We start from the raw sequence: 14,425 nt of genomic DNA on the forward strand, positions 1-14,425 counted from the left end.
GATACACCAATTGTAAAAGAGAGCGTAACGGATATCCAGTCCGGCTTCCCCTTTACACATCGTATTCCAGCTGCTTCTTGGCCTGGACAATGAAGTCCAGCGGACTCTCGATCGCCGCTGCATCATACTGTACAGCTCCGATCTTAAGTCCAAGATTAACCTTGTATTTGCCGGAGAATTCATTTTCATTCAATTGCTGAAGCTTGAGCTTGATGCGTTCGATTACAATCCTCGCACCATCGTGGTCCGTAAAGAGCAGCAGCCCCCAGGTCGCATCATCCTTATCCAGCAGATAGAGTGCATCGTTCGTGCGGATACTGGACTGGCTGAGCTGGGAGACGTCATAGATCGCCTCGGACAGCTGCTCCTCCGGGATGAGCCGTCGGATCTCGCTCCAGTACTTTACCTTAATGACCAGAAGCGTCAGCGGAATACCGTAGCGGGTGGAAATCCCCGTAAACAGGCTGGCGTCCTTCTGAAAAGCGATGCTATTGCGCAGATCGGTATTCTCATCCACCGCAGCCAGATTGGCGGTTGTCTTCTTCAGCCGCTCATTCTCCGCCTGCAGCTCCCTGGAGCTTGAGGTGAAGATCCACAGCATCACTGTAATTAAGGGGACCATAATCAGCCAGAAGTATGTGCTGACCCCGATCGTCTCTCCCCTTGATACCGTCTGGTATACAGTAAAGAGGCCGTAGATAAAGATAAAAGCAAGGTTCAGCGTCAGCCCTGCGGTTACCGTGGTGAAATACGTTACCAGCGCCAGCAGGAAAGCGATATTCAGAATGATGATATTCTGCATATATCCGCTGCCGGAACCGGCGATAAACACAACACAGATGAACATCAGCACCAGAAAGCCGAGGAAGCCAAGGTCTGAAGCCAGACTGCTGCGGTTACGTCTCACGTCTATCACCACGTTTCTTCATATGTTTGCGGAGCAGCAGAAGCAGAGCTACAAGTACGAGGGCAATTACAAGGACTACAGCAACGACGAAGCTAAGCACATCGCTGCGCTGCACAATCTGCTCCAGCGCCGAATCCTGCTGTGCCCCTGTATCGGTCTTGAACCGGTAGGCACTGACATTACCATCCTTGTCCGCAACCACAGCATCGCCGAATACCTTCCACTTGTCCTTTTCGCTGGCAATCAGCCGGGAAGCAAGATAATAATCCTCGGCATTTACCGCCGTAACCGCCATATAGCCGCGGCCGTTCCCGTAAGGAGATTCCACCAGCTGCAGCGTTCCAATAGCTGAGCCATACTGCTCTTCAATACTCATTTTTTCATTGGAAACAAAGGTTGTCCCGTCCTTGCTGTACCGGAAAAAAAGCTTATCATTGTTATCCCGGATAACCCTGTTGTTCTGATAGGAGCCGACGGCCAGGATGTTGTTATTCTTCAGATTATCTGCACTGACCTCGTCAGTGTAATAGTGAATGTCACCGGTATTGCCTTCCGAATACTGTCCCAGCAGATTGAAGACATTTGCCAGGCTTTGATAGGCATAGTCATCCATTTCCTGAGGCAGCACCACCGCTACATGATTATAAATGCCGTCCCGCAGAAACGGATACGGATAGTTATTGAACAGCAGGTCTGTCCGGTCCTTGGTATTCAGATGCAGCAGGGATTCCTTATCGATGTACGCCCACGGCATCTGTTCGGTATTCGGGGTGCAGACAGCGTTTTCCATCTCCAGATCAAAGGCTACCGTAACCGAGAAATTGCCGGAGATATTGAGATTCTTAGGCACTGCCAGAGTGAGCGTATCGCCGTTGGCGAGCTCCTTCGCCAGCTTTTTGCTGCCGATCGGTGTACCGTTAATGCTCACGGTAACCAGTGAGCGCGAGAAGTCGAGATTGCCGGCATAGCGGAAATCAAGGCTGATCCTTCCGGCGTCGGCAATCGACCGGTTGGACGGCAAGGCGACGAAATAGGTCTGCTCCCGGTGGTTCGGGCCGGACAGCTTGTCGCCGGATTCGGTGAGCGTTACATCCGAGCTGATGCTGCCCGCCGGATCGTCCACCTGCGCAGCGTCATCGATCACCTTCAGATCACCTGCAAGCTGGCTCATCAGCTCGGTGCTTGCCGCCATTCTCCCTGCCTTGATCAGCAGGCTCTCATCCTGCGAAGTCACGACCAGCACCGGCCGGCTGTCCTTATTTACCAGCTGGATCAGCGCATGCGTGCCCAGATCCTCCTCTGTACTAAGCTGCTGCTTCAGCTCAGCGGGTACACGGCCGTACATGGCCACCAGCACGACCGCATTCTTGTCCTTCACAGTATCCTCCCGGTAAGGGAGCATACCGATCGTTTTGTCTGTCAGCGCATTCTCTTTGGCGAAGCCCGACAAAGCATAAGTAGCCGCCTCCAGCTCAGCACCGGAAGCCCCCGCCGGTACGGTAATCAGACTTTTGCCGCTCTTCACGTTATCAATGCCGGAGAACCGTTCGCTGAAATCGCTGATACCGCCGGTAAGCGCCTTGGTGCTATAGGTTACCGCTATGCTTGAGGTATTGAAGAAATGAAGCCAGTTGTCCGGCGAATTGTCCACGTAACACACCTGATTATTGTCTGCCGCCGTTTTCAGATCGCCCTGAAGGGTCAGCGTATTGCTGTCTTTTTTCAAAAAGCCCTTAGGCGCAGTAATGCTGATAATCTGCTCCCCGTTGTTCGCAGGCGACGGCCGGAATGAGTGGAACGGGATACCGTTCAGTGACAGCGTTATGCTTGACATCTGATCCCTTGTGATTTGCGAAACCTGAAAGTGCAGGTTGATCTTTACGTCTTCCACATTCCAGTAATCCATCACCGTAAAAAACTGCTGCGATGCTGCTCCGCCGGAAAGCGCAGTATCCGTGCCGGTGAAGGAGGTTTCATATGTCAGTCTGCCGGCACCGGGAAGCACTGCGGCTGCAGAAGCCGGGGGCAGCAGAGACAGGAAAAGAGCGAGGCAGAGCGTAAGCAACATTATCTGTTTTTTTATCATCATCCGAATCTCCTGTGTCCCTTATTTCTCTTCCACCAGCGCCTAGTAGCGCTCGGTTTTGTACCATTTGGCTTCCCGTTTGAAAATAACGTCCTTGAGGTAGTTATACATTCCATATGCGGCAACGGCCATCCACAGCTGGCAGTAAGAAACATACATCAGCAGAATAATGCCCAGATTGGATAAGCTCATCTCGCCCTTTTCGGTCGTCAGAGTGACAAAAATCCCGACCACGAACAGCACAATAGCCAGCAGCCACAGAAAGCTGCTCAGGCCGGCAATGGTGGTATGTACGTATCCCATCGCATGCAGCACCAGCAGCAGGTCAGAAGTGATCAATGAGATCAGCAGCAGAAAATAAATCGACACATAGTACAGAATATCAAAGCGGATTTTGGAGGCGGAGCGGTCGAACAGCAGCGGCAGATTTTTGACAATGACATAGACATTGCCTTTGGCCCAGCGGGTCCGCTGCTTGAACCAGACCTTTACCGTCTGCGGCTCCTGCTCCCAGGTGACCGACTTCGGCTGGAATTTGATCCGGTAGCCCATCATGTAAATGCGGAAGCTGATTTCGGTATCCTCGGCAATCGCTTTGACATCCCAGCCGCCGATCGCCTCTACAATGGACCTGCGCATAATAAAGTTGGTCCCCGGAATCGTGCACAGCTTGAACAGCTTCCACCGTCCGGCCTGGGCCATCCACTGAAAAGACAGCGTCTCTATATTAATAAACCGGGTGAGCAGACTGGCATCACGGTTGCGTGTCCGGAACTTGCCGATGACTGCGCCGAGCCGGTGATCGGAGACGATCTCGGCAACCAGATATTTCAGCGCCGTCCGCTCAGGCGTATTGTCGGCATCGTAGATGGCGATCAGCTCCCCTTTGCTGCGGGTAAAGCCGATGTTCAGCGCATTGGACTTTCCTTTGCCTCCGGTAACGGAATCGGTGTTGATGATCAGCAGATTGCGTCCCGGATATCTGTTCTGTATATTTCCCAGCAGCACGGCACTGTTATCCGAGGAATTGTCGTTAATGACAATGATTTCATAGCGGTCATGCGGGTAATCCAGCGCAAGCAGTGATTCTACAGTCTTGCTGATTACTACACCTTCATTGTGGGCAGGAACCATGATCGTCACATACGGATATTCACCCTTGATCTCCGGAACCTCTTCCCGCTCCGTTTGAATGTAATACAAATACCCGGCAATAATCAGGGCAACATTGACCAGCAGCAGCGACCAGATACAGATCACCGCAATTACCATCAGCACGTCCGAGATCGTCATGTCAGCCTCCTGACCAAGCTTTATTTCAAATATTTCCGGCGGTACAGCCTGTAGCCGACCGTCAGCAATCCCCCGAAGAACAGCAGGGCGATAATAATAACAACGATAAAAAACTGGTTCTGCACACTGAACAGCCCTCTAAAGCTCTGGTACTGCTCTTCTTTGTATTGAAAATCACTGCTTACTACCTCGGGAACATAGTCTACATTAAGCGCTTCACCGTTCACTCTGAGCACTCCGTCAGCGGAGGTAACGCTATAGTTGTCTGTAACCGTCTTGTGCGCGGCCTGCTTATAATCGGCAAAGGTGATCCAGTAGCCTTCCACCGTCTGCAGCAGCGCCTCCAGTCCCGCTTCATCCCCCGGAAGGTTTAGGGTCACGGCTGTACCCACCGGCAGTTGCGGCATGGCTTTGCCTTCATGCGTAAGGTCCGCCAGAAAATCAGGCGTCATGCTGTAGAGCGAGGATGTGAAGGCGGCGGAAACATTGGTTTTCTCCATATGAATCACATTTTCGTCCGGGAACAGCACGACCGAGTCAAAAAACTTCATGCCGGCCGAGGAATACTCCTTATCATAGGTCCAATAAAGGTCCGCCCCCATGCCCAGCGGCGCAATGCCGTTCTCTGCAAGCAGATTAATAAAGCTGCTCATTTTATCGCCAAGCGTGTGATCACTGCTGTTAATGGAAGGCATTACAACGGGAGCATTGACCAGAATGCTCCCGTTTTTGGACTGCACTACCTTGAGCGCATCCAGATAACGCTGCATGGCCGGAAAGTCCGTATTGCTGAATACCGGGCGCACGCTGGCAATGAACGGAATCCCGGCATCATACAGTCTTCCGGCCAGCTTCTCCAGCAGGGCGAGATCCGAGAACGGATAAATCTCGTTAATAACCAGATAAGACTCCGCGGCATCAGCAGCTCCCAGCCAATCCTTCAGCACATAAGCCATGGCGAGCCTGCCGGCATGGCCTGTGTCCAGATAAGGCGCATAGGTGTAGCTGCCTGAGTTTATAGCATATGGAACGTTATCGGACGTACCCGGAAGCGTCAGACTGCCGTAAGTCTTCTCCGCTCTTCCAGCTGCAATATACGGAACCTGCTGCAGCTTGATAACCGGTACCCGGAAAGCGCCAACCGAGAGCCCGGCGCTTCCCTCCTCAATCAGACCGGAAGACAACTGCATAGTCCGCTGCAGTCCTGCGGGCGGATTATACCCGATATGCAGGTACTGCCCCCGGTAATGGTCGATGTCAGCTTCATAGGATGAGCCGGCAGCCAGTCTGGGGTCGTTAATAACGGTAATAACCCTGGCGTATGCCTCCATGGCCCCCTGTTCATAACGATCAAGCGAAACCACGGTCACCTGGACAGAATAGGCGGCCAGCAGGCGCTCCAGATCCCGCACATTTCCTTCGCGCGGAGTCCCTGCAGCCAGGCTGTCATACAGCAGCAGCACTCCAGGCTGCGGCGCAGTTGTCTGCGGCGCAGCCGCTTTTGCCTGGGCTGCAGGCTGCAGCAGCACGGTCAACAACAGCAGCAAAGGCAAAAGCAGTCCTTGTCTGCAGGTGCTCATGCGCTTACTCCCTTCTGCACCTTCGGCATACGGGCAGCCATACCGGCCGAAGGCTCACGGCTGCCGGAAACGCTGCGTCCGATCACACCGGACAGGGCCAGAACGGATACGAGATCAAAGGCCAGGGTGAACAGGAATTCATGCTTCGAGATATCCGCGTCGCCCGCCCCGATAATGGAAACCATGATCCCGGACAAGCCCACTGCCATACTGGCTATAATCAGTGCCATCCGCTGCATCCCCCGCGAATCCCGAGCCTTGAGCGCTTTGACGAAGGATGGCATATAGAGTCCGGTCACCAGCGCCATCCAGAGCAGGATGAAGCCGAAGGTTTTTGGAGCCAGAATCCCCTTCAGCAGACTATACAGGGCAAAAAAGTGGCTTTGGGCCCGGAATTCCTTGCCCGCTGCTTCCTCGTAGTTCCCCATGGCTGCCGGTTTAATGGAAAATGCACTCTGGGCAGCCACATCCAGAATGGAGCTGAACTGGTCCGGGTTCGTAAGATAATATTTCAGGATCGAGACAAATCCGTATTTGCTGTAGAAGTCCTTCTCCAGAACCGGTGAATTGACATCGACCGTTCCGTACTGCTCATAGTAAATATTGTTTTTCAGGATAGCGTATTGTTCATTAATCCCGAAGGACTTCAGCGAGGTCTCCGGATTGGCAGAATCCTTCAGCACTCCCCGGGTCATCGCATGATACTGGTTGATATTGACGAACTCCTTCGAAATGTTCAAGTAGGTGCCGATTCCGGCTGCAAACAGCAGCACCAGTGAAATCACCGTCATTGCACGGAAGAGCCGGTCCTTTCTTACCCATAGGAGCATAATCCCGAGGACAGCCAGAATAATGCCAACCGGGGCATTCTGCTGTTTCGAGGTTGTGAGGAGCAGCCCGCTGATGACAAACAGGGCCAGCAGAATATAATCATTGTACCGCTTGCGGTACAGCAGCAGCCATGCGGCAAACACGTACAGCATCATGATCAGTACAATGCTCTCGCTATAAAAAGAATTGAAATAGGCGGTGTACCCCGTATCACCAAAAACAAAAATAGCCAGAAGGGCGCATAACATCCCTTGTTTGCGGGTCATGCGGCACGTAATGGCTTCCACCAGCAGATAAACGGCTGCAACGTAGAGCAGGGTATAAATGGCCGCCTGAAACCGGATATCGAACACCGTGCTGCTGAACAGCAGCTTGTTCAGGCCGATGGCCAGACTGATGAACAGGGACTGGGACGAGTCGAGTGTCGCCCCGTTTTCGTTATAGTATTGATAGATGCCGAACTGCTTCACGAAATAGCCAAAGTACTGGCTGTCGTAATCCGGCTGGCTGAAATAGAGTCCGTTGCTGTATATATTCCGGAAAAAGTCGCCGTTATCGGCCATCCCGATATAGGGAGCCGTGAACAAGGCGATCACTGTGATCAGCAGCACCCCGAAGGCGGCAACGAAGGCCGGGGAGGAGCGGAAGCCGGCAAGCATAACGCTCTGCCGCAATGTTGTCTTAACAGTGTTGTAGATCAAGCGGATTCACCTTCGTTATCATTCGTTTTTGGAGGAGTAGGAATAGGCAAGCAGCGCCATCAGATTGTCAAAAGAGTATGCCTGTCCGGTATTCGTGTCCCCAAATCCGCCGTACAGCGGACTTGCCGGGTCCGTAACTCTGAATTCATTCATCCGCTGGATGCTGTCCGCATAGAGTGTATCATCGCCGGCAGCTGCACCAATCATGGCTGCCAGCGCGTAGATCGCCGTGGAGCGTATATCATTCGCCGGCTTGCCGTCACGCGTATACTGCCCGTACAGCGTACCCGCCGCGACCTGTTCTCTGATAAAACGGAGGCTTTCCGGATTCTGCCGGCCGACCTCGGTCAGATTCAAAATGCTGAGCAGCGATTCTACTGTATTAATACCGTCTGAGCTGTAAGCTCCCGATGCATAATCAAATCTCGTCTCGTAGAAAGGAAAGGAATCGGACAGATACCCGCCCTCAATGATTTCGCTCATATTGTGCAACAAAATACCTTTCGATTCGCTACTAATCGACAAATTTCGCAAAATACTTAGATTAATATAACACAAAGTTATAAACCCGTTGTTGTTGTGGAAATAATTGTCGTATATATCAAACATATAGCCATCCTTAACATTATTGTTATAAAATTTCTTGGAATACTCTGCGGCTTCATCTTTATATTCCTGATTATCAAAAACCTCCCCGGCCTCATATAAGGCCCCGATCATCCGCAGATCATCCACTGCGGCATTAACCGTATACTGCTTATCCCGTTCGGGGCTGTAACGGTAGCTGAACCCGCCTTCCATGGCGAAGACCCGTTTGGCGAGCGCCCACTCTCCGGCAAACCGCCCGGCATCCCTGTTGCGGACGGCACTGAGCATCATTAGCGAGGCAGATTCACTAAGGATCTCATGGCCGGTTGCCACCTCTGCGGACTGATCAGTTTCCAGCAGATTTGTATACACCCCATAGGGACCGGTAAGCTGCTTGTCGATAAAGCTATACAGCTTCTGTATGTCCGCAGTATTCCTTTCAGACGGCCGGACCGGAGCCAGTGACGGGGAAGAAGAAGCCGCTGTACTCGCTGAAGGTGCAGGCTGCGCCTTGTTGCTGCAGCCAGCCAGTAAGACCATAAACATCAGACAGACCAGAAGTGTGCTGCGTCCTCTATCCAAACCATTACTCCTCTACATAAAGGGATTTTTTGCCGATAATTATATTACGGTAAAATAAGTCACAAAGTTGAATCCTTTTCCCATCATTTTGTGCCGAAACAATGAAATGATTCCTTTTTCCTAGTTTTTCACGGACCTAAAACGATTCCGGACGCAAAAAAACTGCCTGCAGGTTATGCCTAACCCGGGCAGCTCTAATGTATGAGAACAGTTAACCTTTAATCCTGCGGTACGTTTCTTCATCTGACACGATATACAATCTGGCATCCGGCGGAATCGGCTGATCCAGCTTGCGGTTGATTCCGAGATCACCGCGGTCTGACAGCAGGGTGGCCCCTTGAAGCAGCAGCGCCTGAAAAGCCTCTCCATACGTCCGCCAGCCTGCATTCACCGGCACCTCATAGATGTCATCCCCATGCTCGCGGCTGAGCAGCTGGCTGATTACCTCCGAATTGCCTTCCTGCAGCGCCGATCTTACAGCCAGCCTGGAAACGGCATCGTGCGACAGTACAAATTCATTCACCTGGACATGCCGGAAATTCTGGACATGCTTCTCCTGCATAATCTCAACTGTCGTATGTACCTGCGGAGCAATCCGCTCAATACTGGAAATAATCAACAGCGATTTGCCGTCAACCAGCGAAGCCTCATCAATACGGATGTCACTGAATACAATTGCCGCTCTCGCTCCGCTGATGTTGGCCTTCAGCAGAATCTCATCGCTTGCGGCATCCCCGCTGATGAAATGCACCTGCTCCATCTGCTCCAGCGGATGCCTGCCGGTCTCGTCAATAATGACAATCTGGCATTTCGGCGCATAACACAGAATTTCATCCACGGCTGCCTGTGTTTTCCGGCTCCAGTTAATCAGCACCACATGATCTGTCCCGTGAAAGCTCAAGGTTCCAGCCCCTCTCCTTCTCTGTATCTCTCCCATTGCCTCGACAACCTTACCGATCACCAGACTTAGAAGGCCGATGCCGAAGATGTACAGAAATATCGTAAATACCTTGCCTGAAGGCGTAGCGGCAAAATAATCACCATAGCCTACAGTGGACATTGTCGTCATGACCCAGTAGAACGCATTAAACCAGCTGTTAAAGGTGTCAGGCTCCAGTGCATAGGCAATCGTGGCGCTTAGCACAACAAAGCACAGGATCATGGCAGCAATGGTCTTTTGATTCAATGCAATCAGCTTGCCGGATAATTTGAGGAGAAAATGCACCTGCCCGCCCCTCTTCCCTAGTTAATGTGGCCGCCGCCGGTTTATAGACGGCGGACAGCCGCAGATAAATGCCAAGCTGTCAGATAATCAGGCTGCTTACCGCAAAGGACGTTCCGATAAATACCAGACAGAGCATGGTTCCCACAGCCGTGTTCCCCTTCTGCAGCTGTTCCGATATCCTGAAGCCCGGAGTGAACAGCTCAAAGATCCAGTACGCCGCAATCAGGCAGACATACCCTACAGCGAACCACAGCATCATATGCCAGATCGACGTATTTGTATATGCCGCTACACCAAGAATGATCGCTGTAGCCAGGAATTTGCCGCCGAGCGCCAGTGCTACTGCGACATTGCCTTTCTTGATTTCCTCCATGTCCTTGAATGGCGTCATCAGCGTAAAGACGACCATGCCAAGCACCTGCAGCAGAATAATCGTTAACACACTGACTACCAGATTAATTACTATCGTCAATTCGCCCACCCCCGAAATTTCGCATAAGCCGAATCATAATCGGCAAAATCATGCACTTCCTCCAGCACCACTGAAGCTGTCTTGGCCTTTTCCAGTGCCTTGTAGCGCTCGTCATCTATCGGCTGCTTGATCCGGTTGCCGGAAGGCAGTTCGAGCACCGCAAAGTTTCTTGTCTTCTCCTGGTATTTCGTTTTGTATACCCCGACAAGGTCAACATCGGTTGTAATCGATACCTTCAGGTTCTTCAGATCCTCTGTAGCGGTCTTCTGGTCAGGATACGATTTAAGCGTCATCCATTCAGACAGCCGGACCTCATTCTTTTGGTCGGCAGTGGTCGTCATCTCGGCATCCATGAACTGCAGTGTCCAGATCTTGTCGCCCGTAGCATAGTTCCCGTCGTTGGGCAGCAGCTCATTATCCGGCAAAACGGTCATGTCACTGCCGATCAGATCGCCCACCGTGCTCTCTACCACCCGGTAATCCCAGGGCACTCGCGACACACTGTCCGTGGTCTCCGCTGAAGTTCCGGTGTGAAATACACTGTCTTCATTGCTGGAGCAGGCGCCGAGCAGCAGCACGGCAATCATCAGCATGCCAAGCATCGCTGCCAGCCGGGCTTTTGCCATTCCTGCAGTCCGCCCCATGTTCCCTCTATTCCTATTCAAGCTCACTCACTCCTAACGCAATAAAATGACTGGCATTGCCTGTAATCGGTCCGCCAGCCCGCCCGAGCAGCCCGCAGGGCTTCCCGTTAATTACGAACATGCCGGTCAGCAGGTGAAGCTCACCCTCGGAAGTATGGATCCGGGCAAGCTCTGCCCTTTTCTGATATACGGTCGGAAATAAGACACTGCTGTCAAAGCCCTCCTCGTCCGCAAGCTCCAGCTGGCCGCTGTCATTGAACAGGCGTACAGATCCGCCCTCGCGGCCAAATACCGATTTGGACACGAAGTTTCCTGAGAATACCGGCTTGTTGTACGTCGGCAGAACATAGCGGGAGATTACCTGCCTCTCCTCCTCCGTATACAGCAGCCCCAGCTCATACATGCCCCATACGGCGGCAACCAGGCCCTTGGATTGCAGCAGGATGCTATGCGGTCCGTTGAACAGCTGCAGCCGCCCTGTCTCAACGGCGTAGGCCAGCGCATCGCCGCCTTCATCTACTGCCATCCATTCCTTGGGATACAAGGCAAACATCCGCTCAATACGCCGGTTCTGCCCGTCATACACGTTGCCGTTATCAATCCACAGCTCGAGGCAGTCCACACACTTTATATCCAGGCCGCTATGGCGTACAAGCGCCTCAATGGTCCCTGAATCCTCCTGGTGGGTGCCGTAAGCAACACAGGCAGCGGTGTCCGGACGCTCATGGCCCCAGGCCGCAGCCAGCAGTTCTTTCATTTCCCCGTTCGGACTTCCGATTCCGGCCTGTTCACAGATCCACGGCGTTGCGATGGACGCTTCCACATATCCTGTCGGCGTGTCCGCGTTCAGCTCCAGCAGCTTGATGGTCCCGTCATCCGCTACGGCAAAATCAAACCGGGCATACCGGCTGATCAGTCCCGGTTCGGGCAGCGGTGTATCATCCAGCATCTGCCACAGTACCGGCGGAATGCCGAGCAGCTCATATAAATCCTGTCTGCGGTGGACGTAGCGCACCGCCTTATCGAGAATTCCCCACAGCTTCTCCGAGGCATCGGCCAAATCCCTGTAAGTCTCTGCGGACATGACAGCAATGGCGTCAAGCCAGTATTCCTCTTCCTCAAGATCTGCCCACGTGAATCCCAGCTCACGCAGCCGTTCTACCCGCGGCGCACGCTCCAGGCCCGACTGGTCCAGCAGCTGAAAAACGCTGTTCTCCGGACTCATCCGCCGAATCCGCTGCTTCGGCCTGAGCTTTTGGAGGATGAGCTCTTCGAGGACCCGGATTTGACCGATGAGCTAGACTTGCTGCTTGAGCCTGACGAGGAGCCCAGTCCGCTTGATTTGCCGCCCACGCCGCCGGCCGAGGAGGAGCCTCTGCGGGTGATCGAGCCGGTCGAGGATGTAGATGTCTTCGGTTTAACGACTGACCCGGTGACCTGTTTGTTCTGAAAGCTTCCGCTGTTATACGTCGGCGGCTTATAGGTGGTCCGGGTGCCTCCGTAATAAGTGGGCCGGTCATTATACCAGCCTCTGGAGGAGTAGTTGGATCCGCTGTTAAACAGCATATGGTACAGCAGCAGGTCATCCCAGCCGAAGCCGTTACTGTATCCCCCGTAATTGTTGATCACCGTCGTTCCGCCGGAAGAAACAACGCCGGTTCCCTCCTGCACGGTCTCCTCGGTATTCTCCTCCGGATAAGGAATATTCCAGTCGACATTTGCGTCAAAATAGGCCTTGACCTCTTCAGTCGACCACGATACCAGCTGCGGCTCGCTGCCTGTGCCCCCGCCGGTGGCGTGAACGCCCCCGGGAACGAACATCGCATTCGCCAGCAGGGCGATGCCCAGAGAGGTAGACAGAACACGCAGCGGCTTGCCTTCCGCGTTCAGCAATCGGGGCCCGCCGCTGTCCCGGGCAGGCTCCTTTGCCCTTTTCTCATCATTTTCCACAATCATTTCCTCCTTTCTCCAGCGCTCTTAACCCTCGGTGCGCATCGGAACCAGCAGAAGCTCCAGCTTCCCTTGATCCACATTCAGTCTTCCTTCCACAGTTTCGTATTCCTTGCTGCCGACGACAAGGTAATTGACATGCTCCAGAGCGGTAATCATGTTCATGCTCCATACCCGCTCCTCAATGACGCGCAGGTCACCTTCGGGCAGCTTTTCAAACAAAATGACACTCATTCCATTATCCACTAAATGACACTTCCTTCCTGTTAACTATTACGCTTCTGATACGCAAATATCCTCTTTTCGTTTCATCTTCCAAAGCACCTGCGCGCAGCTCCGGTGGAAGAAAAATAGCCGAATAGCAGCGCATATGGAATGCGGGCAACTCAGCTACATAAAGCTCCAGATCATGTAATTTTGCTAAAAGGCATTCTGAACCCAGCTGTCCATTATACTGCCCGGACCGATGCCCAGATCATTCTGCAGCAGCATTTTATAATGGTCATAATGACTCCGGAATCCGGGAAAATCGCCCAGTGCGGCATAACTCCGCAAAGCCAGACGGCAGATATCCTCCGAATAGGGGTCTACCTCCTGCAGTGCGGACAACCGGGCAAGCGCCTGCCGCGGACGATCCGTATCCAGCTCATATTCCGCCGACCGCAGCGACATCTGTATAAAATTGGCCTGCAGCTCCTTGCGCTTTGCCTCTGCCCAGTTGTAGTGATGCTCGCCCAGATAATCCCCGCGGTATAATGCCAGTACAGCCTCCCGGCGCTCCCAGTCCTGCTCGTCCTTCACGGCACCGCCCTGCCAGCCCTGTACGAACCGCTCCACGTCGAGCGGAGCATTTCCGGTAACGAGACGGTAGCGTTCCTGTGAAAATTCCACCGTGACCTCCATCCCCCACGTCTTAAGCAGCTTGCGGATGTGGTACACCGTTGTGTGCAGATTGGTCACCGCCTTTTCCGGCTTGAAATCCGGCCAGACGAGATCCACAATCATGTCCTTCAGCACCCATTGCCCGCGGTAGTGCAGCATCAGCGCCAGCACCTCCTGCGCTTTGCTGGTCCGCCAAAGCGTTTTTCTGCCGGCTTCGTTCCTGTCCATGAATTCCAGCCGCTTGAAGCAGAGAATCCAGGGGTTATCGGCCTGTTCCGCGGCGGCCGGCTGCGGAGCGGCCTGCTCCTCACGGCTGACCAGCCGCTCCAGCGTTTTGTTCAGCCGCTGTGCCGTGACCGGCTTCAGCAGATAATCCGCCGCATTCAGCTCAAAGGCATCAATCGCGTAGTCACTGTATGCCGTGATATAAACAATCCGGATATTGCGGTCCACCTTCATAATATGCTCGGCCGCCTCCAGGCCGTTCATTTCCGGCATTCCGATATCCAGGAAGATGATATCGGCTTTCTCCTGCTCCAGATGCTGCAGCCCCAGCCTTGCCGAGGTATATTTGCCGGCAACCTGCAGCCGTCCGTCTTTCGCAAGGAGCCGTTCAAGATGCTGCAGCGCGGGTTTTTCGTCATCTATTAATATTGCCCTCATAAACCAGGTTCACCTCTTGTC

13 protein-coding genes are annotated in these 14,425 nt (G+C 53.2%); all 13 read right to left on the bottom strand.

The window, feature by feature from the left end:
- Nucleotides 1-52: 52 nt before the first annotated feature.
- The 13 genes from M2108_RS05450 to M2108_RS05510 all read right to left on the bottom strand — a co-directional run bounded on the left by M2108_RS05450 (nucleotide 53) and on the right by M2108_RS05510 (nucleotide 14,404).
- Nucleotides 53-907 (bottom strand): diguanylate cyclase domain-containing protein, encoded by an 855-nt coding sequence (locus M2108_RS05450; RefSeq protein WP_277547154.1) that lies wholly within the window; start codon nucleotides 905-907, stop codon nucleotides 53-55.
- Nucleotides 897-2,996, bottom strand: coding sequence for a cellulose biosynthesis cyclic di-GMP-binding regulatory protein BcsB (locus tag M2108_RS05455; RefSeq protein ID WP_280776911.1), 2,100 nt, complete (start codon nucleotides 2,994-2,996; stop codon nucleotides 897-899). The genes M2108_RS05450 and M2108_RS05455 overlap by 11 nt, the downstream gene beginning before the upstream one ends.
- 39 nt (nucleotides 2,997-3,035) lie before the next feature.
- Entirely contained in the window at nucleotides 3,036-4,286 is a 1,251-nt protein-coding gene (locus M2108_RS05460) for a glycosyltransferase family 2 protein (RefSeq protein ID WP_277468018.1), read from the bottom strand.
- 20 nt (nucleotides 4,287-4,306) lie between these two features.
- A complete protein-coding gene (locus M2108_RS05465; protein WP_277468017.1) occupies nucleotides 4,307-5,866 on the bottom strand; it encodes a hypothetical protein in 1,560 nt (519 codons plus the stop codon).
- Entirely contained in the window at nucleotides 5,863-7,398 is a 1,536-nt protein-coding gene (wsfD, locus tag M2108_RS05470) for a glycan biosynthesis hexose transferase WsfD (protein WP_277468016.1), read from the bottom strand. Before wsfD ends, M2108_RS05465 begins: the two co-directional genes overlap by 4 nt.
- A gap of 18 nt (nucleotides 7,399-7,416) precedes the next feature.
- A complete protein-coding gene (locus tag M2108_RS05475) occupies nucleotides 7,417-8,568 on the bottom strand; it encodes a glycosyl hydrolase family 8 (RefSeq protein WP_277468015.1) in 1,152 nt (383 codons plus the stop codon).
- Between the two features lie 211 nt (nucleotides 8,569-8,779).
- A complete protein-coding gene (locus M2108_RS05480; protein WP_277468014.1) occupies nucleotides 8,780-9,793 on the bottom strand; it encodes a potassium channel family protein in 1,014 nt (337 codons plus the stop codon).
- A gap of 79 nt (nucleotides 9,794-9,872) precedes the next feature.
- The gene (locus M2108_RS05485; protein ID WP_090715615.1) at nucleotides 9,873-10,265 is read right to left on the bottom strand and encodes a DUF350 domain-containing protein; all 393 of its coding nucleotides are present in this window, start codon (nucleotides 10,263-10,265) and stop codon (nucleotides 9,873-9,875) included.
- Nucleotides 10,262-10,891, bottom strand: coding sequence for a hypothetical protein (locus tag M2108_RS05490; RefSeq protein WP_277468314.1), 630 nt, complete (start codon nucleotides 10,889-10,891; stop codon nucleotides 10,262-10,264). Before M2108_RS05490 ends, M2108_RS05485 begins: the two co-directional genes overlap by 4 nt.
- A gap of 31 nt (nucleotides 10,892-10,922) precedes the next feature.
- Entirely contained in the window at nucleotides 10,923-12,134 is a 1,212-nt protein-coding gene (locus M2108_RS05495) for a glutathionylspermidine synthase family protein (protein ID WP_277468013.1), read from the bottom strand.
- A complete protein-coding gene (locus M2108_RS05500) occupies nucleotides 12,131-12,865 on the bottom strand; it encodes a hypothetical protein (protein ID WP_481856851.1) in 735 nt (244 codons plus the stop codon). Before M2108_RS05500 ends, M2108_RS05495 begins: the two co-directional genes overlap by 4 nt.
- Before the next feature lie 21 nt (nucleotides 12,866-12,886).
- Entirely contained in the window at nucleotides 12,887-13,105 is a 219-nt protein-coding gene (locus tag M2108_RS05505) for a hypothetical protein (protein ID WP_167360698.1), read from the bottom strand.
- A gap of 174 nt (nucleotides 13,106-13,279) precedes the next feature.
- Nucleotides 13,280-14,404: a response regulator gene (locus M2108_RS05510; protein WP_277468012.1), complete on the bottom strand. Its 1,125-nt coding sequence runs from the start codon at nucleotides 14,402-14,404 to the stop codon at nucleotides 13,280-13,282.
- Nucleotides 14,405-14,425 lie beyond the last annotated feature (21 nt).

It is taken from the genome of Paenibacillus sp. PastM-3 (genome assembly GCF_029893965.1).
Taxonomy (GTDB): domain Bacteria; phylum Bacillota; class Bacilli; order Paenibacillales; family Paenibacillaceae; genus Paenibacillus_AQ.

Coding starts and splice junctions, on each gene's coding strand:
- M2108_RS05455 (WP_280776911.1), bottom strand. CDS start 2,996: ATGATGATAAAAAAACAGATAATGTTGCTTACGCTCTGCCTCGCTCTT.
- M2108_RS05460 (WP_277468018.1), bottom strand. CDS start 4,286: ATGACGATCTCGGACGTGCTGATGGTAATTGCGGTGATCTGTATCTGG.
- M2108_RS05465 (WP_277468017.1), bottom strand. CDS start 5,866: ATGAGCACCTGCAGACAAGGACTGCTTTTGCCTTTGCTGCTGTTGTTG.
- M2108_RS05490 (WP_277468314.1), bottom strand. CDS start 10,891: ATGGCAAAAGCCCGGCTGGCAGCGATGCTTGGCATGCTGATGATTGCC.
- M2108_RS05495 (WP_277468013.1), bottom strand. CDS start 12,134: ATGAGTCCGGAGAACAGCGTTTTTCAGCTGCTGGACCAGTCGGGCCTG.
- M2108_RS05500 (WP_481856851.1), bottom strand. CDS start 12,865: ATGATTGTGGAAAATGATGAGAAAAGGGCAAAGGAGCCTGCCCGGGAC.
- M2108_RS05510 (WP_277468012.1), bottom strand. CDS start 14,404: ATGAGGGCAATATTAATAGATGACGAAAAACCCGCGCTGCAGCATCTT.